Source organism: uncultured Xylophilus sp., from assembly GCA_913776965.1.
Taxonomy (GTDB): domain Bacteria; phylum Pseudomonadota; class Gammaproteobacteria; order Burkholderiales; family Burkholderiaceae_C; genus Xylophilus.
In genome coordinates this window covers 1-20,182 of sequence record CAJYQL010000066.1, presented here as the reverse complement: position 1 = coordinate 20,182, position 20,182 = coordinate 1, and the positions used below count along the sequence as shown (strand labels likewise).

The 20,182-nt window shown below is 69.8% G+C and carries 16 protein-coding genes; 4 read left to right on the top strand and 12 right to left on the bottom strand.

Annotated elements, in window-relative coordinates; genetic code table 11:
- Positions 1-23: 23 nt before the first annotated feature.
- From treZ to murJ, 10 genes are all read right to left on the bottom strand, one after another.
- Positions 24-1,919, bottom strand: a complete 1,896-nt coding sequence (gene treZ / locus QZ500_RS10405; protein WP_295854794.1) for a malto-oligosyltrehalose trehalohydrolase — start codon at positions 1,917-1,919, stop codon at positions 24-26.
- Positions 1,916-4,159 carry a glycogen debranching protein GlgX gene (glgX, locus tag QZ500_RS10400; RefSeq protein WP_295854793.1) on the bottom strand — a complete coding sequence of 748 codons (2,244 nt, stop codon included), beginning with the start codon at positions 4,157-4,159 and terminating at the stop codon, positions 1,916-1,918. Before glgX ends, treZ begins: the two co-directional genes overlap by 4 nt.
- Positions 4,156-5,490 carry a glucose-1-phosphate adenylyltransferase gene (locus QZ500_RS10395; protein ID WP_366762967.1) on the bottom strand — a complete coding sequence of 445 codons (1,335 nt, stop codon included), beginning with the start codon at positions 5,488-5,490 and terminating at the stop codon, positions 4,156-4,158. Before QZ500_RS10395 ends, glgX begins: the two co-directional genes overlap by 4 nt.
- A 14-nt stretch (positions 5,491-5,504) precedes the next feature.
- Positions 5,505-7,487, bottom strand: coding sequence for a 1,4-alpha-glucan branching protein GlgB (gene glgB / locus QZ500_RS10390; RefSeq protein WP_295854791.1), 1,983 nt, complete (start codon positions 7,485-7,487; stop codon positions 5,505-5,507).
- A 265-nt stretch (positions 7,488-7,752) separates the two neighbouring features.
- Positions 7,753-8,217 (bottom strand): 2-amino-4-hydroxy-6-hydroxymethyldihydropteridine diphosphokinase, encoded by a 465-nt coding sequence (gene folK / locus QZ500_RS10385; protein ID WP_295854788.1) that lies wholly within the window; start codon positions 8,215-8,217, stop codon positions 7,753-7,755.
- On the bottom strand, positions 8,214-9,866 hold the full coding sequence (gene pcnB / locus QZ500_RS10380) for a polynucleotide adenylyltransferase PcnB (protein ID WP_295854785.1): 1,653 nt from the start codon (positions 9,864-9,866) through the stop codon (positions 8,214-8,216). Before pcnB ends, folK begins: the two co-directional genes overlap by 4 nt.
- Positions 9,863-10,534, bottom strand: a complete 672-nt coding sequence (locus QZ500_RS10375; RefSeq protein ID WP_295854814.1) for an HAD family hydrolase — start codon at positions 10,532-10,534, stop codon at positions 9,863-9,865. The genes pcnB and QZ500_RS10375 overlap by 4 nt, the downstream gene beginning before the upstream one ends.
- A 62-nt stretch (positions 10,535-10,596) precedes the next feature.
- Positions 10,597-11,295: a DnaA regulatory inactivator Hda gene (gene hda, locus QZ500_RS10370; RefSeq protein WP_295854782.1), complete on the bottom strand. Its 699-nt coding sequence runs from the start codon at positions 11,293-11,295 to the stop codon at positions 10,597-10,599.
- A 261-nt stretch (positions 11,296-11,556) separates the two neighbouring features.
- Positions 11,557-12,411, bottom strand: a complete 855-nt coding sequence (locus tag QZ500_RS10365) for a tetratricopeptide repeat protein (RefSeq protein WP_295854779.1) — start codon at positions 12,409-12,411, stop codon at positions 11,557-11,559.
- Positions 12,412-12,481: 70 nt separating this feature from the next.
- On the bottom strand, positions 12,482-14,047 hold the full coding sequence (murJ, locus tag QZ500_RS10360) for a murein biosynthesis integral membrane protein MurJ (protein ID WP_295854777.1): 1,566 nt from the start codon (positions 14,045-14,047) through the stop codon (positions 12,482-12,484).
- Between the two features lie 210 nt (positions 14,048-14,257).
- Here murJ and rpsT point away from each other — a divergent pair, with 210 nt between their 5' ends.
- Positions 14,258-14,563: a 30S ribosomal protein S20 gene (rpsT, locus tag QZ500_RS10355; RefSeq protein ID WP_295854775.1), complete on the top strand. Its 306-nt coding sequence runs from the start codon at positions 14,258-14,260 to the stop codon at positions 14,561-14,563.
- A gap of 93 nt (positions 14,564-14,656) precedes the next feature.
- On the opposite strand, the gene QZ500_RS10350 is transcribed toward rpsT, so the two are convergent.
- The gene (locus QZ500_RS10350; RefSeq protein WP_295854773.1) at positions 14,657-16,648 is read right to left on the bottom strand and encodes a 3'-5' exonuclease; all 1,992 of its coding nucleotides are present in this window, start codon (positions 16,646-16,648) and stop codon (positions 14,657-14,659) included.
- Positions 16,649-16,692: 44 nt separating this feature from the next.
- Positions 16,693-17,019 (bottom strand): DUF3579 domain-containing protein, encoded by a 327-nt coding sequence (locus tag QZ500_RS10345; RefSeq protein WP_295854770.1) that lies wholly within the window; start codon positions 17,017-17,019, stop codon positions 16,693-16,695.
- Between the two features lie 255 nt (positions 17,020-17,274).
- Here QZ500_RS10345 and QZ500_RS10340 point away from each other — a divergent pair, with 255 nt between their 5' ends.
- From QZ500_RS10340 to QZ500_RS10330, 3 genes are all read left to right on the top strand, one after another.
- The gene (locus QZ500_RS10340) at positions 17,275-18,471 is read left to right on the top strand and encodes an aspartate aminotransferase family protein (protein WP_295854768.1); all 1,197 of its coding nucleotides are present in this window, start codon (positions 17,275-17,277) and stop codon (positions 18,469-18,471) included.
- Between the two features lie 94 nt (positions 18,472-18,565).
- The gene (gene argF, locus QZ500_RS10335; RefSeq protein WP_295854766.1) at positions 18,566-19,489 is read left to right on the top strand and encodes an ornithine carbamoyltransferase; all 924 of its coding nucleotides are present in this window, start codon (positions 18,566-18,568) and stop codon (positions 19,487-19,489) included.
- Positions 19,490-19,493: 4 nt separating this feature from the next.
- On the top strand, positions 19,494-20,159 hold the full coding sequence (locus tag QZ500_RS10330; protein WP_295854763.1) for a hypothetical protein: 666 nt from the start codon (positions 19,494-19,496) through the stop codon (positions 20,157-20,159).
- Positions 20,160-20,182: the final 23 nt, after the last annotated feature.

The following is a 20,182-nucleotide window of genomic DNA, read 5'->3' as shown; positions in this document are numbered from 1 at the left end:
CTGCGCCTGCGCAAAAGCCATTTTCAGGCTTGAACCGGGCCCTCGATGCCGAGGGTCCAGCGGGCCGACCACGGGTCCCAGGACGTGTCGTCCATGCGGCCCACGGAAAAGATCTCGCGCTGCGCACGCAGCGGCGGCCAAGGCGACGGCCGGAGATCGGCCACGGCGACCGCTTCCGCACCCAGGTGGGCCTGCAGCTCGATCACCTCGCCGCCCTGGTAGCGCCAGCGCAGCACCAGGCTGCGTTCGCCGCGCAGCGCCGACACATGGGCGCCCGGCAGCAGACCCGACAGCCGGGGCACGAAGAACCGGCGCCGCACGTCGAGCGCCTGCCGGACGAAGTCGCGCCAGGCCTGGCCCTGCGGCCCGGCGGCGGCGGCCCAGTCGAGCCGGCTTGCCTCGAAGGTGGAGTGCTCGCACGGGCCGGGTGGCTCGCCGGTGCCGCCGTCGGCCCGCTTGGCGAACTGGCCGAAGTCGCGCAGACGGCCCTCGGTCACCGCATCGCGCAACTCGCCCGCTTCCCAGTCGGCGAAGTAGAGGAACGGCGTGCGTGCATCGAACTCCTGGCCGGCGAACAGCATGGGCGTGGCCGGCGACAGCAGCGTGAGCGCGGTCGCCACCGGCAGCGAGCCCGGCGCCGCCATCGCGTTCAGCCGCTCGCCGAAGGCCCGGTTGCCGCTCTGGTCGTGGTTGTCCAGGAAGTTGACCATCGCGTCGAGCGGCTGGGCCGGCGCCGGCTGCAGGTTCAGACGATGGCCGTCGTCAGCCCGGCGCGATTCCTCCCACAGGAAGCCGTGGGTGAGGCTGCGCCCGAGCAGCGCGACCGGCCGGTCGCCGTAGTCCTGGTAGTAGCCGGCATCGTCGCCCGTCAGCACCACGTACATGACGTGGTGGAAGTCGTCGTTCCACTGCGCGTCGTAGCGGCCGTCGGCCGGCAGGCGGCGCCAGCCGTTGTTCTCGTTCTCAAGCACCAGGTGGACGTGCCGGTCGCGGATCGTTTCGTGCACCCGCTGCGCGAGTTCGTCCACCACGTCGAGCGCGCTGTCGTCCACGATCGCGTGGATCGCATCGAGCCGCAGGCCGTCGAAGCGGTATTCGCACAGCCAGTAGAGCGCGTTCTGCACGAAGAAGTCGCGCACCGTATCGCAGCCTTCGCGGTCGAAGTTCAGCGAGTTGCCCCAGGGGTTGGTGTGCACCTTCGAGAAGAACTGCGGCGCGTAGCCGCCGAGGTAGTTGCCGTCCGGCCCGAAATGGTTGTAGACCACGTCCAGGAACACCATCAGGCCACGCCGGTGGGCCGCCTGGATGAAATACTTCAGTTCGTCGGGCGTACCGTACGGCGCATGTGGCGCATACGGCAGCACCCCGTCGTAGCCCCAGCCGAAGCGGCCCGGGAATTCCGAGAGCGGCATCAGTTCCAGCGCGGTGATGCCGGTGGCCGCCAGCTCGTCCAGCCGGGCTTCGGCGGCCGCGTAGGTGCCTTCGGGCGTGAAGGTGCCGATGTGCATCTCGTACAGCACCACGTCGCGCCAAGGCCGGCCGTGCCAGCCGGTGTCCCAGGCGAAGGTGCGCGGGTCCACCACCACGCTCGGCCGGTGCGGGCCTTCGGGGTTGGAGCGCGAAGCCGGATCGGGCACCGCCAGGTCGCCGTCGATCCGCCACTGGTAGCGGGTACCGGCGCCGGCATGGTCGAGCGTGCAGGCGTACCAGCCGCCCTCCTCCGCCTTGGCGGCGTGGAGCACGTCGCCGGATTCGCGGATCTCCTTGAGCTCTACCGTGCGTGCGGCAGGCGCCCACAGCCGGAAGCGCACGCCGCGGGTCGGCAGCAGCGTCGCCCCGAAAGGCATGTCCCAGGCGTGGCTCACCCGCACATCGGGCGACGGCGGCTGGGGTGGGGGCGGCGGCAATCGTGCGGTCATTGGGGCAGCGGCTGCGTCAGCACCACCATCGAGTGGGCCGGCAGCCGGTGCTGCTCGCCGGCATGCCAGGGCGTGATGTCGGCTACCGCCTCGCTGCCCTCCTCGCGCGCTGCCGCCTGCGGCTGGCCTTCGGGCGTGGCGCTGTCGATGCGCGGCGTCCAGCCGCCGGGTGCGGCCACGTAGTCGGGCACGGTGAAGGTCGCATCCTCGTGCGAGGCGTTGATCAGCAGCAGTACCGAATCGCCGGTGACCTCGCTGCCGTCCTCGCCGACCTCGGCGGTGCGGCCGCCGTCGAGCAGCGCGGCCATCAGGCGCACCTCGGGGTTGGTCCACTCCTCCTGGGTCATCTCCTGGCCCCAGACGTTGTACCAGCCAATGTCGCGGCGACCTTCGTCGTCGTGCTGGCCGCCGAAGAAGCGGGTCCGGTGCAGCACCGGCTGCGCCTTGCGGAAGGCGATCAGGCGGCGTACGTACGCTGCGAGCGGATCGCCGCGGCGCTCCTCCGACCAGTCGTACCAGCTGATGGCGCTGTCCTGGCAGTAGCCGTTGTTGTTGCCGCCCTGGGTGCGGCTGATCTCGTCGCCGCCCAGCAGCAGCGGCGTGCCCTGCGAGACGAACAGCGTGGTGAGCAGATTGCGCTTCTGGCGTTCGCGCAGGGTGCGGATGCCCTCGTCGTCGGTTTCGCCCTCGGCACCGCAGTTCCAGCTGCGGTTGTGGCTCTCGCCGTCGCGGTTGTTCTCGTGGTTGGCGTCGTTGTGCTTCTCGTTGTAGCTGACCAGGTCGTGCAGCGTGAAGCCGTCATGCACCGTGACGATGTTGACACTCGCCAGCGGCGCCCGGCGCGACGCGCCGTAGATGTCGGCCGAGCCGGCGATCCGCGCCGCGAACTCGGGCAGCGCGCCGTCTTCGCCGCGCCAGAAGTCGCGCACCGCATCGCGGTACTTGCCGTTCCATTCGGCCCAGGGCGCCGGGAAGCCGCCGACCTGGTAGCCGGTCGGGCCCACGTCCCACGGTTCGGCGATCAGCTTCACCTTGGCGAGCACCGGGTCCTGCTGGATCACCGAGAAGAAGGCCGAGCGCGGATCGAAGTCGTTGGCGCCGCGCGCGAGGGTCGAGGCAAGGTCGAAGCGGAAACCGTCGACGTGCATCTCCTCGACCCAGTAGCGCAGGCTGTCCATGATCAGCCGCAGGACGACCGGGCTGCTGCTGTCGAGCGTGTTGCCGGTGCCGGTGTAGTCCACGCAGAAGCGCCGGTCCTCCGGGCTCAGGCGGTAGTACGCACCGTGGTCGATGCCCTTGAAGGACAGCGTCGGGCCGAGGTGGTTGCCTTCGCCGGTGTGGTTGTAGACCACGTCGAGGATCACCTCGATGCCGGCGGCGTGCAGCGCCTTCACCATGCCCTTGAATTCGGCCACGGTGCCGAGCGGCCCTGCCTCGCCGGCGCCGTAGCGCGGCTCCGGTGCGAAGAAGGCGACGGTGTTGTAGCCCCAGTAGTTGGCGAGCCCGGCATTCACCAGCCGCTCGTCGTCGATGAAGGCCTGAACCGGCAGCAGCTCCACCGCCGTCACGCCGATGCGCTTCAGGTGCGCGATCGCCGCATCCGACGCCATGCCGGCGTAGGTGCCCCGCAGATGCTCCGGAATGTCCGGATGCTGCTGGGTGAAGCCCTTGACGTGGACTTCGTAGAACACCGTCTCGCCCCAGGGCACGGCGGGCGGCTGGTCGCCTTCCCAGTCGAACGCCGGGTCGACCACCAGGCCCTTCGGCAGCGTGGCGCCGTTGTCGTGCTGGTCGTCGAAGGCCAGATCCTGCTCCTCCGCATCGAGCACGTAGGCGTACTGGTCGGGCGCCCCGAGCAGCGGCCGATCGAGCGCCTGGGCGTACGGGTCGATCAGCAGCTTGGACGCATTGAAGCGCAGGCCCTCTTCGGGCTTGTATGGACCATGGACGCGGTAACCGTAGCGGGTGCCGGGCCGGCAGCCGCGCAGGTAGACGTGCCAGACATCGCCGGTGCGGTCGGCCATCTCGACCCGCGCGACTTCGGTGCTGCCGTCTTCCGCGTACAGGCACAGCTCGATGCGTTCGGCGGGCACCGAATGCAGCGCGAAGTTCGTGCCCTTGCCGTCGAAATGCGCGCCCAGTCGGGTGGCGGTGCCGCGCTTGGCGCGACTGTAGAGGGACACGCCGTCCGCGGCAGGCGTGGCGGCCGGCTCGACCGGATGCAGGGAAGCACCGCTCATGCCGACGCTCCTGCCACGGCCTGGGCTGCGATGGGGGTCGCAACCGGCTGCGGCGCAGACTCCGTCGTCGCCCCGGGCACCGGGTCGGCGGTCAGCCGATGCTGCTGCAGCTGGTTCACCGTCGAGAAATGGCCGGCCGGCACCACCACGATGCCACTGTCGGTGACGTGAAAGCGCTTGCGATCGGCTTCCAGGTCGATGCCGATGCGCTCGCCCGCGGGGATCTGGTTGTCCTGGTCGATGATTGCGCGGCGCACATGGGCACCGGGGCCGATCACCGAGCGTTCCATGACGATGCAGTGCTCCAGCTTCGCATCGCGGTGGACCGTGACCGCACGGCGCAGCATGGCGTGGTCGAGCACCGCGCCGTCGACGATGCAGCCCGAGCCGACGACGGAACGGTTGATCGCGCCGTTCTCGATCTGCGCCGATTCCGACGGATCGGGGCTGGCATAGATCGGCCATTCGCGGTTGGTCATGCGGAAGCGCGGCGTGGCGCCCAGCGTGTCGAAGTGGGCGTCGAAGTAGGCGTCGATCGTGCCCACGTCGCGCCAGTAGCCGTGCTCTTCGTAGGGCGCGGTGCCGGGGATGATGTTGGTGTTGAAGTCGTAGGCGACCAGACGGTGGCTCTGCACCATCTTCGGCAGGATGTGCTTGCCGAAGTCGCTTTCGCCGGTGGCGTGCGCACGCTTGAGCGCCGCCAGCAGCACGTCGGCGTTGAAGATGTAGTTGCCCATCGAGGCCAGCGCATGCGTGGTGCTGCCGGGCATCGGCTGGGTGGTCTTCGGCTTTTCCTTGAAGTCGGTGATGCGGTGGTCGGCGTCGATCTCGACCACGCCGAACTGGTGGCAGTCAGCCAGTTCCACCGGCAGCGTGGCGACGCTGACGTCGGCACGGCTCGCCTTGTGGAAGTCGATCATCTGGCGCACGTCCATTCGGTAGATGTGGTCGGCACCGAACACGGCCACGATGTCGGGACGGAAGTTCTCGATCAGATGGATGTTCTGGTACACCGAGTCGGCGGTGCCCTGAAACCATTCCGGGCCGTTGCGCATCTGCGGTGGCACCACTGTCACGAAGTGGTCGGGGCCGAAACGCGGCAGCGTCCAGGCGGTCCGCACGTGCTCGATCAGCGACTGGCTCTTGTACTGCACCAGCAGGTAGATCGAGAAGATGTCGGAATTGATCAGGTTCGACAGCACGAAGTCGACCACCCGGTGCTTGCCGTTGAACGGCACGGCGGGCTTGCAGCGGTCGGCGGTGAGGGGGTGCAGGCGGGAGCCTTCGCCCCCTGCCATGACGAACGCGAGAACATTCTTGTTGCTGGGCATGGTCGGCTCCGGAATCAGGATGTGGGGAGAGAAGGGGACGAAGACGGGAAGGCGGAATACGGAACCGATGCGGGATCGCGGTCGGAGAGCATCACCACCGATAGCGGCGGCAGCGTGAGCCGCAGCCGGTGCGGCTGGCCGCCGCAGTGCTGGGGCTCGCTCGCGATGCCACCCAGGTTGCCGACGCCGCTGCCGCCGTAGTGGGCGGCGTCGCTGTTGAGGATTTCGTGCCAGTAGCCGGCGCGGGCAACGCCGACCTGCAGGCCGTCGATCGGTGCCGGCGTGAAGTTGCACAGCACGATCACGTTGCCGCCGTCGCCGCCGGCATGCCGCTGGAAGGCGACGACGGTCTTGTAGTCGCCGTCGAGCGGCGCCCAGGAGAACCCGTCGCGTTCGAAGTCGCGGCGGTGCAGCGCCGGCAGCAGCTTGTAGTAGCGGTTCAGGTCCCCCACCCACTTGGCGATGCCGCTGTGCTGGTGCTGGGCCCAGAGATGCCAGTCGAGCGTACGCTCGTGGTGCCACTCCTCCACCTGGCCGAATTCGCCGCCCATGAACAGCAGCTTCTTGCCGGGATGGCCCCACATGAAACCGTAGAGCGCGCGCAGGCCCGCCGCACGCTGCCAGTCGTCGCCCGGCTGCTTGGCGTAGAGGCTGCCCTTGCCGTAGACCACCTCGTCGTGCGAGAGCGGCAGCACGAAGTTTTCGTTGAAGGCGTACCAGAAGGAAAAGGCGAGTTCGTCGCGGTGGTACTCGCGGTAGAAGTGCGGCCGCTCGACATAGCGCAGCGTGTCGTTCATCCAGCCCATGTTCCACTTCATGCCGAAGCCGAGGCCGCCGTGGTCGACCGGACGGGACACGCCCTCCCAGCTCGACGACTCCTCTGCGATCACATGCACGTCCGGGAACGCGCCGTAGACCGCGGTGTTGAGTTCCTGCAGGAACTTCACCGCCGCCAGGTTCTGGTTGCCGCCGTGCTCGTTCGGCACCCACTGGTCGTGGTCGCGGGCGAAGTCGAGGTACAGCATCGACGCCACCGCATCGACCCGCAGTCCGTCGAAGTGGTAGTGCTGCAGCCAGAACAGCGCATTGCCGATCAGGAAGTCGCGGACCTCGTAGCGGCCGTAATTGAAGATCAGGCTGTTCCACTGCGGATGGAAGCCGAGCCGCCGGTCCTCGTGCTCGTACAGATGCGTGCCGTCGAAGGTCGCGAGGCCGTGCGCGTCGGCCGGGAAGTGCGACGGCACCCAGTCCAGCAGCACGCCGATGCCGTGCTGGTGCAGCGTATCGACCAGCGCCATCAGGTCCTGCGGCGAGCCGTAGCGGGCGCTTGGCGCGAAGTAGCTGACGACCTGGTAGCCCCAGGAACCGTAGAAGGGATGTTCGGCCACCGGCATCAGCTCGACGTGGGTGAAGCCCATCGCGTCGCAGTGCGCCGCAAGGCGGCGACCGATCTCGGCATAGTTCAGGTAGCTGCCGTCGTCGCCGCGCTGCCAGGAGCCGAGGTGCACCTCGTAGATCGAGATCGGCTGGTCGGCGGCCTGCCGGCGGCCGCGCTCGGCCATCCAGGCGTCGTCGTTCCAGCTATAGGCGAGCGAGGCCACGCGGGAGGCAGTGCCCGGCGGGCACTCGGCCCGGAAGGCAACCGGATCGGCCTTGTCGAACGCCGGGCCGTGCTGAGGGGTGATGCGGTACTTGTAGCAGTCGCCGGCACTGGCGCCCGCGACGAAGCCGCTCCAGCGGCCGCTGCCGTCGGCATGCGGCGCGAGCGGCTGGGGTGTCCAGTGGTTGAAGTCGCCGATCACGGCCACGTCGCGGGCGTTCGGCGCCCAGACAGAAAACGCCACGCCGGTTTCGCCGCTCTGCTCCGCGAGATGTGCGCCCAGCACCTCGAACGTCCGGTGGTGGTCTGCCGCCCGCAGGGATGCGCGGAGCGCCGGCACCAGGGTCTGCGGAGCGCCGCCGGCAGAGGGGCGGAACGATTCGGCGTGCAGGATCATGGGGCGTCGGGTTCCGGTCATAGGGCCCGAAAGCAGGCCGTACGCCAGTGTGTGTTGCAATGCAACAGAGTCCCGACGGACGATCTGTCGTCGCCTTGTAGGCTGATGCCGACAGCAATGGCGAACGCGTCGTTACCGCTTCGCCTTCGCTACATAAAAGATAGCGCCGCACGCACGACTGGCGGGCGCAAAGTTCGGTTCGACGCCTCAGGGATAGTGACCGCGCATGGCGGCACGCGACCCCGTCACAAACGGATGATCGCCCTCACATCTTGTCGATGCGCTGGTCTGCTACACGGGCCAGCTGCGCCGCACTCACGCGATGGGGCGCGATGTCCTGCAACGGTCGCAGCACGAACGCCCTGTCGGCCATGCGCGGATGCGGCACGGTGAGGGTCGGCAGCGCGATCGTCCGGTCGCCGTACAGCACAAGATCGAGGTCCAACGTGCGCGGCGCGTTCTGCCAGGGCCGGGTCCGGCCGGCGTCCGTCTCGATGGCCTGGAGCGCCTGCAGCAGCGCCAGCGGCTCGAGGCGGGTCGCGATCTCGGCGACCGCATTCACATAGTCTGGCCCGGAAGAATCGACCGGCGCGGTGCGGTACAGAGGCGAACGCTGCACCAGCCGCGTATCGGGCAGGCCGCCGAGCGCCTCGAAGGCCGCCGCGATCGCGGCCACCGGATCGCCCAGGTTCGCCCCGAGCGCGACGTACGCGGTGACGGTGTCCGTCACGCGTCGCCGGACGAAGGCGCCGACATGTCGGCTCCGCCGCCTGCGCCGCCCCCGCCCGGCTTGCGGCGCCGGCGCCGCTTACGGGGCGCCGGCGCGTCGCCCTCGTGGGCGGGTTCGGGAGCGCCGTCAATTGCGCCTTCTACCGAGAAAGGCGCAGGCGCCGCTCCGACGGTCGGCGCATCGCCTGCCGGAGCGCGCACCCGTACCCGTGCCGGCCGGGGTGCGACATCGCCGGTCTCGCTGCGGGCGGCAGGCGCCTTGGTGCGGCTGCGGCTCTTCTGTTCCTCGCGCGCCTGGTCGATCAGGTCCTGGCGGCGCAGGTCGTCGGCGGTGCTGAATTCCTGCCACCACTCGGCCAGACCTTCGTCGATCTCGCCGATGTCGGCGCGCAGCCGCATGAAGTCGAAACCCGCGCGGAACCGCGGCTGGTCGGCCAGGCCGTAGGGCGAGCTGCCGGCACGTTTCTCGAAGCGCGGCTGCATCACCCAGATCTCGCGCATGTCGGCGGCCAGCTTGCCGCGGCCCGATACGTCGCCGATGCGCTGGTCGAACACCTCGTCGATCGCGTCCTGCAGCGCGGGGAAGACGTGCTGGCGCTGCTCCACGCGGCGGTTCCAGCCGGCGCGCACGTCGTTCCACAGCACGGCGGCGAGCAGGAAGCTCGGCGCGACCGGCTTGCCTTCGCCGACGCGGCGGTCGGTGTCGAGCAGCGCCGCCTTCACGAACGGTTCGTCGGCCCGCTCGACGATCACGTCGAGCAGCGGGTAGATGCCGCGCGACATGCCGAGCTTGCGCAGCTGTTCGACCGTCGCGATCGCGTGGCCGGTCTGCAGCAGCTTCAGCATCTCGTCGAACATGCGGCTCTGCGGCACTTCCAGCAGCAGCGACTGCGACGCCAGCAGCGGCGCGGCCGTCTTCGGGTCGAGCGCGAAGCCGAGCGGGCTCAGCTTGGCGGCGAAACGCACCGCGCGGATGATCCGCACCGGGTCCTCGCGGTAGCGGGTCGCGGCGTCGCCGATCATGCGCAGCGTGCGCTTCTTCGCGTCCTTGATGCCGCCGTGGTAGTCCACCACGATCTGCGTCTCGGGGTCGTAGTACATCGCGTTGACGGTGAAGTCGCGGCGGGTGGCGTCCTCGTCCTGCGGGCCCCAGACGTTGTCGCGCAGCACCCGGCCGGTGGAATCGACCGCATGGGTCATGCCGGCCAGTTCACTGCGGCTGGTCTTCTCGTTGCCCGCCACCTGCTCGGCGGCGGCGTTGTCCATGTAGGCACGGAAGGTCGAGACCTCGATCACCTCGTGCTCGCGGCCGCGGCCGTACACCACGTGCACGATGCGGAAGCGCCGGCCGATGATGAAGGCGCGGCGGAACAGCGCCTTGACCTGCTCCGGCGTGGCATTGGTCGCCACGTCGAAATCCTTGGGCCGCAGGCCGAGCAGCAGGTCGCGCACCGCGCCGCCGACGACATAGGCTTCGAAGCCGGCCTCCTTCAGCGTGCGGACCACGTCCACCGCGCGTTTGTCCACCAGTGCGGGGTCGATGCCGTGTTCGCTCTGCGGCACTTCGGTGCGCTTGCCGAAGGAGGGGCGCTTGCGGGCGCCGCCGGAGGCGCCCTTGCGCAGCAGCTTGTCGATGAACGTCTTGATCATTGTTGTTCTTGCGGAAAGAGGTCCAGGATGCGCCAGCCGCGTTCGGCGGCGAGCGCGCGCAGGCGCGGGTCGGGATTGGTCGCGACCGGATGGTCGACCCGCTCCAGCAGCGCCAGGTCGTTGAGCGAATCGCTGTAGAAGGTGGTCTCCACGTCGGCCCAGGTCCAGCCGCGGGCGGCCAGCCAGTGCTCCATGCGGGTGACCTTGCCTTCGCGCGCCGACGGCACGCCGTCGATCGCGCCGGTGATCCAGCCGCTCTCGTCGCGCACCAGATCGACCGCGATCAGCTCGCGCACGCCCAGCGCCTCGGCGATCGGGCGGGTCACGAAGGCGTTGGTGGCGGTGACGATCACCACCTCGTCGCCCGCGTCGCGGTGCTGCTGCACCAGCGCGCGCGCGGCGGGCAGGATGGCCGGGCCGATCACCTCGTCCATGAAGCGCCGGTGCGCCGCGGCCGCCGCGTCGGCGCCCTGCCGCCGCACCGCGTCGGTGGCGAAGCGCACGTAGTCGTGGATGTCGAGTGTGCCGGCACGGTACTGGGCGAAGAACTCGTCGTTGCGGCGGGCGAATTCGGCCTTGTCGGTCCAGCCGAGCTCGGTGGTGAACACGCCCCAGGAGTGGTCGGAATCCAGCGGCAGCAGCGTATGGTCCAGGTCGAACAGCGCCAGGCCGTATCGGGAGGAAGTGCCGGCCGCGGAAGACCCTGCGGCGGCGGTGACGGTGTCGTCGTTCAATCGTTCTCCAGCATCGACTTGATGAGCGGGATGGTGATGGCGCGCTGGGTGCGCAGCGCATAGCGGTCGAGCTCGTCGAGCAGCTGCATCAGGCTGCCGAGGTCGCGGCTGAAGCGGTTGAGCATGAAGTCCACCACCTCGTCGCCGAGATGCACGCCCCGCGCCTCGGCCGCCTCGCGCAGCACCGCGCGGCGTTCGGCCTCGTCGGGCGTCTGCAGGTGGAACACCTGCCCCCAGCCGAGGCGGGTGCGCAGGTCCTCGCGCAGCGCGAGGTCCGCCGGCGGCAGCGCACCGGCGGCCAGCACCCAGCGCGGGCGTGCATCGGCAGGCGTGAGTGCGTTCACGAACCAGTTGAAGGCAGTGTGCTGCTGCGCCGGATCGAAGTCGTGCACGTCGTCGATCAGCACCGCAGCCCAGCTGTCGTCGAACGGCTGGTCGGCCGCGCCGTCGGGATCGAGCCAGCCGACCGACGCACCGCGCTCGCGCAGCGATTCGCGCACCGCGCGCAGCATGTGGGTCTTGCCGCTGCCGCTCTCGCCCCAGAGGTAGGTCGGCACCGCGGCGGCACCGCCGCAGGTACCGTCGCCCGCCACGCAGGCCTGCAGATGCGCGAGCGCCGCGCCGTTGGGGCCGGCGCGGAAGCCGGCGAGCGTGGGCACTGCAGCGAGGCCGAGGTCGAGGACGATCTGCTGCATGGCCGGCCTCAGGCGTGAGCGTTCCGTCCGGCCTGCGGATATCCGGCCGCCTGCGCAGGCAGGACGGTCGCGGCGGCGAGGCGTGGGAAGGACATGGGAGCGGGAATCGGACCGGCCGGCGCAGGACGCGCGACCGAGCCGACGATTTTAGACGCCGACCGCGCCGGCGCCGGCCTTTATGCCGGCGCTATCGAATGTGGAGCAGTGTGCGCAGGCAGGACGGGCGCAAACCCCGATTATCCTTGCGAAATTCGGCGGCGGTCAGTTCAGCGCGCGCCGCAGATCGGCCAGCCGCTCCCCGACCGCGTCCAGGTCGAGGGCGTCCTGCGCATGCTGCAGGTAGGCCTCCAGGTCGGCCACCGCGTCGGCCGTCCGGCCCTGGGTCGCGAGCGCGAGGCCGCGGTCGCGGTATTCGGCCCAGGCGTCGGGCAGCAGCAGCACCAGCCGGTCGAGCACCGCGACCAGCCGGCCGGTGTCCTCCTGCGTCCGGTGGATCTCCTTCAGATTGCGCAGCATGCGCGCCAGGATCTCGCGCGGCGTGGCGGCCTGCAGGTACAGCCCGAGCGGCACGTCGTAGTCGTCGACCAAGCCGCTGCGGCGCTTGTACGGCTCCAGCCGCTCCGACAGCTCCTCGCGCGAGAGCGAATGGCCGTTGAACGGGTCGATCACCACCTGCCCCTTCGGCAAGGTGATCTTGACCAGGAAATGGCCGGGGAAGCTCACGCCCCGGACCTGCAGCCCGAGGCCCTGCGCCAGCTCCATCCACAGCACCGCCAGCGAGATCGGGATGCCGCGGCGGGTGCGCAGCACCGCGTTCAGGTAGCTGTTGTCCGGGTCGTAGTAGTCGTTGACGTTGCCGCCGAACCCGAGTTCGTGGAAGAAGAACTGGTTGAGCATGCGCAGCCGCTGGAGCGCCGGCGCATCGGCGGCGAGGCGGCGCCGGATGCGGGCGAGCAACTGGTCCACGTCGCCGAGCACCTGCTGGATGTCGAGTTCCGGGTATTCGTCCTGGGCGAGGCTCGCGACCGCCTCCAGCAGCGGAAGCTCCGCATCGTTCTGCACCAGCGACGCGAAATACTGCAGCGGCGTCGGCACCGTCGTGTAGCGGAATTCCATGGACCATTCTGGCGGGCGCGCTTCGCGGCCGTCAAGCGACCGGCCGGGCGCCCTGCCCCGCGGTGCGGGTTCAGCGGCGCAGCAGGCGCCGCAGCTTCAGTCCTGCCGCCCAGGCCGCGCCGAAGTACACGGCCACCGAAGCGGCCAGCACCGCCGCCAGCAGGCCCATGCGGCGGAACGGCAACGCGCCCAGTGCGGTCCAGTCGAAGCGGCCGCCCATCCACACCAGGAAGATCGCGAGCAGCGCGCTGGCGGCCATCACCTGCATCAGGAACAGCCACCAGCCCGGCCGCGGCCGGTAGCTGCCTCGGCGCAGCAGGCCGACCAGCAGCCACAGCGCGTTCACCACCGCGCCGAGCCCGATCGACAGCGTGAGCGCCGCATGCTGCAGATGCGGCACCAGGAAGAAGTTCATCGCCTGGATCAGCACCAGCACGCAGACCGCGATGCGCATCGGTGTCCGCATGTCGTGCTTGGCATAGAAGCCGGGCGCCAGCACCTTGACCGCTACGATGCCGACCAGGCCGCAGCCGTAGCCCATCAGCGCCACCGCCACCTGCTGCACGTCGGCGGTGCCGAACGCGCCGTAGTGGTAGAGCACCGCCGTCAGCGGCTTCGCGAACACCAGCAACCCGACGGTGCAGGGCAGCGCCAGCAGCACCACCAGCCGCAGCCCCCAGTCGAGCATGTCGGAATAGCGCTCGTCGTCCTTCGCGGCCCGGGCGGCGGCGAGCTGCGGCATCAGCACCACGCCGAGCGCCACGCCGAGCATGGCGGTCGGGAATTCCATCAGCCGGTCGGCGTAGACGATCCAGCTCACGCTGCCGGGCGGCAGGTGCGACGCGATCTGCGTGTTGATCAGCAGCGAGATCTGCGCCACGCTGACCCCGAGCAGCGCCGGCAGCATCAGCCGCAGCACGCCGCGGGTGCCGGGGTCGGCCCAGGCGGTGCGGATCGCGGCCCAGCGCACGCCGATGCGCGGCAGCAGCCCGAGGCGCACCAGCGGCGGCACCTGCAGCGCGAGCTGCAGCAGCCCGCCCACCATCACGCCGACGCACTGCGCATAGATCGGCTCGATGCCGCGCACCGCGAACCAGGGCGCGCCCCAGACGATCGACAGGATCAGCGCGACATTCAGCAGCACGGGCGAGGCTGCCGGCACCGCGAACTTCTTCCAGGTGTTGAGGATGCCGCCCGCCAGCGCCACCAGCGACATGAAGCCGATGTAGGGGAACATCCAGCGCGTCATCGTCACCGCCGCGCCGTAGCCTTCGGGCGTCTGCCGCAGCCCGCTGGCCATCGCCCAGACCAGGAGCGGCGCCCCGGCGACACCGGCGATGCACAGCAGCACGAGTGTCCAGGCCAGCAGCGTCGCGACATGGTCGATCAGCGTCCGTGCACCGTCCTCGCCCTGCTCCACCCGCGTCGCCGCCAGCATCGGCACGAAGGCCTGGCTGAACGCGCCCTCGCCGAACACCCGGCGGAACAGGTTCGGGATGCGGAAGGCGACGTTGAAGGCGTCGGTCAGCGCACTCACGCCGAACACCGAGGCCATCAGCAGCTCGCGTGCGAGCCCGGTCACGCGGGAAGCCAGGGTCAGCAGCGAAACGGTGGAGGCGGATTTGAAGAGCGACACGGCGGGGAGTGTAGGTGCCGACCGCAGACCGGCCTGCCGTGACCGCCGGCCGCAGGCCCGGCCCCCTCAGGATGCAGTGGGTCCGGCTCCGCCGGCCCGCCAGCATCGCCCCCGGACGGGGGCAGGCGGACCGCGCAGCGGGTAGCCTGGGGGCGAGCTATAATCGTCAGTTCGCCGCAACATCCCCAGACACTTCAAGGAACACGAATCATGGCAACCAAGCCGAAGAAAAAGAACCCGCGCCTCGCGTCGGGCCGCAAGCGCGTCCGCCAGGACGTCAAGATCAACGCCGCGAACACCTCGCTGCGCTCCAAGTACCGCACCGCGGTGAAGAACGTCGAGAAGGCCGTGGCCGCCGGCGACAAGACCAAGGCGACCGAAGCCTTCGCCCGCGCCCAGAGCGTGGTCGACACGGTGGCCGACAAGGGCATCTTCCACAAGAACAAGGCTGCACGCGACAAGAGCCGCCTGGCCGCGAAGGTCAAGGCCCTCGCGACCGCCACCGCCGCCGCCTGAGGCCCATCAGGCACCGCCCGGACGGCCCTGCCGTCCGCCGTTTGCACGGGGTGCGCTGCAGCGAAACAAGAAAACCGCCTTCGGGCGGTTTTTTCATGGGCGGTCGCCATGGGCGGCGACCCGCGGCGGCAGTCGCCAGCCGGCCCGCGCCACGAACGCACTCGGGCGCTCGGCCTGCAGGTACAGGCGCAGCGTGCGGCGCGCACGCGTCACCGCCACGTAGAACAGGTTCGCTTCGTCGCCCGCCGGCGCCTGCGCATCGGGAAACTCGCCCTGCTCCAGGAACGGCAGCAGCACTTCCTCGAATTCCAGCCCCTTCACATCGGCGACCCGCGCCACGGTGATCGCCGCACCGCGCCGCAGTTTCGCCTGCTGGGCGGCGGAGGCCTGCAGGTGGCCGAAGAACGCCGATGCATCGGGAAAGCCCGCCGCCAGGGTGCGCAGACCGTCCAGGTGCCGCAACGCCGCCGCGCGGCGCTCGGGCCGGACCAGCGCCTGCGCGACGAACCAGCGCATGTCCAGCGCCTCCAAGAAGCGGTCGAACCGGCCCGCGCCGGCCGCGTCCTGGGCGACCGCGATCGCCGCCCGCAGCCGGCGCGCCGCAGCCGGCTTCGCCTTGCGCAGCACATGGTTCTCGAGGAACAGAGGCAGGTTCTCGGCGTTGTCGGCGAAGTCGCGGACCGCCTGGGCCATCAGAAGCGTCTGGGTCGCGCCCGGCAGCGCGGGATCGTCGTCGAAGCGGGTGCCGCAGAACAGCACGAACGCCTCGACGATGCGGGCGAGCGTCGTGCGGTCCTGCATGCTCGCGAAGTCGCGGGTCGCGATGGTCAGCAGGCCGCGCACCAGCAGTACCTCGGGCCGCAGCAGGTAGCTGTCGAAGCCCGCCAGGCGGTAGGCGATGCCGGCACCGACGAACGCGTTTTCCAGCACGATCGACTGGGCGTCGTGGCGCAGCAGCACGGCGAGCCCCGCTGCATTGCGCGGTGCGGCCTTGCGCCAGTTGCGCACGTCGGCGAGTACCTGGGCCGCGCAGTCCGCGGCGCTGCCGTAGGGGGACAGCACCACCTGCGTGTCGTGCACCGACGCCGACCGCAGCGGCTTGGCGATGAACCGCGCCGCCGGTCGCGCCAGCGCATCGCCGAAGCGGAAGCTGGTGCCGAGCGGCAGGGTGTCGGTGCGGCGGCCGGTGTCGGCCTCGATCCGGCCGCGCAGGAACGAGGCGTCGGCACCGGCCGCGGCATGGATCACCTGGTCCATGTCGCCCACGCCGCAGAAGACGGTGCGCCGGTCCTGCAGCAGGCGGCGCAGGATGCAGAACATCGTCTCGTTCATGTCGTGCATCTCGTCGACCAGCACCAGCAGCAGGTGGCGCGGCCAGGCAGTACCGACGCCGTCGCCCCCTTCTTCCCCACGCAGCAGCCGGCACGCGAGGTCGTAGGTCGCGTCGCCCGGCCCGCGGAAGGCGGGGCGGTCCGGATGTCCGCCGGCACGCAGCCGTTCGTAGGCGCGCAGCGTGCGCAGCAGCATGTAGCGCTGGCCGATGCCCTCGGCCTCGTCGGGCGTCAGGCCGCCCTCCGGCAAATCCCGCTCGAGGCGCAGCGTGCCCTTGATCCACAGCGCGCAGTCGAGGAATTCGGCGACGAATCCGGTGTCGGCGACCGACGGATATTCGAGCGCGTCCGGCCAGCGTTCGCCCTCGTTCGTCACCACCCGCTCCACCGCCTCCCACACGCTGTCGCGCAGCGCTTCGGGCAGGAGGCGTGCCGGCACCGCCGCCCCTTCGATCCGCTGCAGCACCGTGACCGCGAAGGCTTCGAAGGTGGTGACGCGGGCACCCTGCGCCACCTCGGCCGGCACGCCGATCGTCAACAGCGCCTGACGGAATGCAGTGCAGGCGGCATCGGTATAGGTGAGCACCAGCGCATCGTCGGTCGGAAGGCCGCGTGCCCAGGCTTCAGCCCAGCGCAGGGCGAGCGACGTGGTCTTGGCGGCACCGGCGCGTGCCTCCACCACCAGGGTGAAGGCGCCGGACAGCTGCAGCGCGCGCTGCTCGGCCGTCGGGACCAGCCAGTCGGGCGGGGGCACGAAACGCGGCGCAGGGGCCGCGGCGGACGGCCCGGCCCGCATGCTCACCCGGCTGCGCCCGGCTTGTCGGCCGGCAGCAGGCAGGCTTCGGTGACCTGCAAGTCGTTGTCCCGGGCGAAGTTCATCACGAAATCCCAGGCCATCGCGTCGTGGTCACGCAGTGCCGGATGGACGACCACGCACTTCACGCCGTCGAGCGTCGTCGGGATGCACCAAGGCGAATAGCCCAGGTGGCTGCCGGGCCGCGGCCCGCCCGGCCGGAAGGAACTCATCACGCCCGCGAGCCGCTCCGCCCAGTCGCTCGGGCGGAAGGTGCGGCCATCGCGGGTGATCCCCTGGATGAAGACTTCTTTGGCGGTGTAAGCGACCATCGTGGGGTGTGGAGGGGGAGCCGGCGGCGGGAGACGGGCCCGTCGGGACGGCCCGCATTCTAGCTCTTATATAAGACCGGATCGGTGTAATCCCTGAGAGACGTCGCAGCGCCCGCATTGCAGCCATGCGAATTCGTCACGAACCCGCCGGGGGTCGGCTCCTAGAATTCGCAGCATCGACGGGCCGACCGATGCGCCGGCCCGCCGTCCCCTCACAAACGACTTTTTTCTCCGACTTCCGCCCAAAGGATCCGCATGAGCACCGCCGCCGCCTCGCCCCACGTGATGAACACCTACGGCCGCCTGCCGATCGCCATGTCGCACGGCGACGGTGTCTGGGTGTGGGACACCGAAGGCCGCCGCTACCTCGACGGCCTGGGCGGCATCGCGGTGAATACGCTCGGTCACAACCATCCGAAGCTGGTGCCGGCGCTGCAGGACCAGATCGCCAAGATCATCCACAGCTCCAACTACTACCACGTGCCGGGCCAGGAAGGGCTGGCGGCCAAGCTGGTGGAACTCTCGGGCATGACCAACGTGTTCTTTTGCTCCACCGGGCTGGAGGCCAACGAGGCCGCGCTCAAGCTGGCCCGCAAGTTCGGCCACGGCAAGGGCATCGAGCGACCGGAGATCGTGGTGTACGAGCACGCCTTCCACGGCCGCTCGATCGCCACCCTGTCGGCCACCGGCAACGTGCGGGTGCAGCAGGGCTTCGGCCCGCTGGTGGAGGGATTCATCCGGGTACCGCTCAACGACATCGAGGCGCTGAAAGAAAAGACCGCGGGCAATCCCAACGTGGTCGCCGTGTTCTTCGAGACCATCCAGGGAGAAGGCGGCATCCATCCGATGCGCCAGGAATACCTGCGGCAGGTACGCGCGCTGTGCGACCAGAACGACTGGCTGCTGATGATCGACGAGGTGCAGTGCGGCATGGGCCGCACCGGCAAATGGTTCGCGCACCAGTGGGCCGGCATCGTGCCGGACGTGATGCCGCTCGCCAAGGGCCTCGGCTCGGGCGTGCCGATCGGTGCGGTCGTGGCCGGTCCCCGCGCCGCCGACATCTTCCAGCCGGGCAACCACGGCACCACCTTCGGCGGCAATCCGCTGGCCACCCGTGCCGGCGTGGAGACGATCCGGATCATGGAGGAAGACGGGCTGGTCGAGAACGCGGCCCGGGTCGGCGCTCACCTGAAGGCTGCGCTCGAACGCGAGATCGGCGCGCTGCCCGGAGTGAAGGACGTGCGCGGGCAGGGGCTGATGCTCGGCGTGGAACTCGACCGGCCGTGCGGCGCGATCCTGCAGCGGGCCGCGGATGCCGGGCTGCTGCTGTCCGTCACCGCCGACAGCGTGATCCGGCTGGTGCCGCCGCTGATCCTGACCGAGGCCGAAGCCGACCAGATCGTCGCGATCCTCGCGCCGCTGGTGAAGGCCTTCCTCGCCGAACAGGGCTGACGCCGCGTCCCGTCGTATCCTTGACCCTCGTGCGACGCGCCGCGGCATTCCCGCGGCGCGTGTCGTTTTCCCCGGATCCCCGACCCCGGCCGCCATGACTTCACCGATCCGCCACTACCTGCAGTTCAAAGACCTCGATGCCGACGAATGCGCCTGGATCTTCCAGCGTGCCGCCGCGGTCAAGGCCAAGTTCAAGGCCTACGAGAAATACCACCCGCTGGCCGACCGCACGCTGGCGATGATCTTCGAGAAGGCCTCCACCCGCACCCGCGTGAGCTTCGAGGCCGGCATGTACCAGCTCGGCGGCTCGGTGGTGCACCTGACGACCGGCGACAGCCAGCTCGGCCGCGCCGAGCCGATCGAGGACAGCGCGAAGGTCATCAGCCGCATGGTCGACCTGGTGATGATCCGCACCTACGAGCAGGAGAAGATCGAGCGCTTCGCGGCCAATTCGCGGGTGCCGGTGATCAACGGACTGACCAACGAATTCCATCCCTGCCAGATCCTGGCGGACATCTTCACCTACATCGAGCACCGCGGATCGATCGAGGGCAAGGTGGTCGCCTGGGTCGGCGACGGCAACAACATGGCCAACACCTGGCTGCAGGCGGCCGAGCTGCTCGGCTTCACCGTGCACCTGAGCACACCGAGCGGCTACGGCGTGGACCAGACGGTCGCCGGCCTGCGGTCGACCGACAGCTTCCGCGTGTTCACCGACCCGATGGATGCGTGCCGCGATGCCGATCTGGTGACGACCGACGTCTGGACCAGCATGGGCTACGAGGCGGAGAACGAAGCGCGCCGGCAAGCCTTCGCCGACTGGTGCGTGGATGCGGACATGATGCGCGTCGCCAAGCCGGACGCGCTCTTCATGCACTGCCTGCCGGCGCACCGCGGCGAGGAGGTCGAGGCCGACGTGATCGACGGCCCGCAGTCGGTGGTCTGGGACGAGGCGGAGAACCGCATGCACGTCCAGAAGGCCCTGATGGAGTACCTGCTGCTCGGCCGGGTAGGCTGAAGCGATGGGCACGCCGGCGGCCGCGCAACTGCTGCAGCAGTGGGATGCGCTCGGCGCCGGGCTGGGTCTGGCCGGCCCGCGCTGGCACCGCGAGGGCCGGCGGCTGCTGCGGAGCTGGTCGCGCTGGCCGCGCCGCTACCACGACCTGCACCATCTGGCGGCCTGCCTGCGCCATGCCGAGGCGCACGCGGCTGCATTGCGCGATCCGGCGGCGGTGCGGCTGGCCTTATGGTTCCACGATGCCGTGTACTGGCCGTGGAGCCGTCACAACGAAAGCCGCAGCGCCGCCTGGGCCGAGCGGTTTCTGCAAGGCGCCGGACTGGCACCGGCGCGGATCGCAGCGGTCGTGGCCCACATCCTCGCCACCGCGCGTCACCAGCCGGGCGACGATCCGGACACCGCCTGGGTGCTCGACATCGATCTCGCGGTGCTGGGCCAGGACCGCGCAGCCTATGCCGCTTTCGAGCACGGCGTGCGGTCGGAATACCGCTGGGTCCGCTGGAAGACCTACCGCGCCGGTCGTAGCGCGGTGCTGCGCGGTTTCCTGGAGCGGCCGCGCATCTACCTCACCGATGCCTTTCACATGCGCTGCGATGCCGCGGCGCGCCGCACCCTGCAGGAGGCCCTGGATGCCCTTGCGGCGGGGCGGTTGTTCGCTCGCGACCTATAATCCGCGCTGCCCAAGGTATCGCA

Excerpts from the sequence above, each read along its gene's own strand:
- treZ (WP_295854794.1), bottom strand. The coding sequence starts at position 1,919 with ATGACCGCACGATTGCCGCCGCCCCCACCCCAGCCGCCGTCGCCCGAT.
- glgX (WP_295854793.1), bottom strand. The coding sequence starts at position 4,159 with ATGAGCGGTGCTTCCCTGCATCCGGTCGAGCCGGCCGCCACGCCTGCC.
- QZ500_RS10395 (WP_366762967.1), bottom strand. The coding sequence starts at position 5,490 with ATGCCCAGCAACAAGAATGTTCTCGCGTTCGTCATGGCAGGGGGCGAA.
- glgB (WP_295854791.1), bottom strand. The coding sequence starts at position 7,487 with ATGATCCTGCACGCCGAATCGTTCCGCCCCTCTGCCGGCGGCGCTCCG.
- pcnB (WP_295854785.1), bottom strand. The coding sequence starts at position 9,866 with ATGATCAAGACGTTCATCGACAAGCTGCTGCGCAAGGGCGCCTCCGGC.
- hda (WP_295854782.1), bottom strand. The coding sequence starts at position 11,295 with ATGCAGCAGATCGTCCTCGACCTCGGCCTCGCTGCAGTGCCCACGCTC.
- QZ500_RS10365 (WP_295854779.1), bottom strand. The coding sequence starts at position 12,411 with ATGGAATTCCGCTACACGACGGTGCCGACGCCGCTGCAGTATTTCGCG.
- rpsT (WP_295854775.1), top strand. The coding sequence starts at position 14,258 with ATGGCAACCAAGCCGAAGAAAAAGAACCCGCGCCTCGCGTCGGGCCGC.
- QZ500_RS10345 (WP_295854770.1), bottom strand. The coding sequence starts at position 17,019 with ATGGTCGCTTACACCGCCAAAGAAGTCTTCATCCAGGGGATCACCCGC.
- QZ500_RS10340 (WP_295854768.1), top strand. The coding sequence starts at position 17,275 with ATGAGCACCGCCGCCGCCTCGCCCCACGTGATGAACACCTACGGCCGC.
- argF (WP_295854766.1), top strand. The coding sequence starts at position 18,566 with ATGACTTCACCGATCCGCCACTACCTGCAGTTCAAAGACCTCGATGCC.
- QZ500_RS10330 (WP_295854763.1), top strand. The coding sequence starts at position 19,494 with ATGGGCACGCCGGCGGCCGCGCAACTGCTGCAGCAGTGGGATGCGCTC.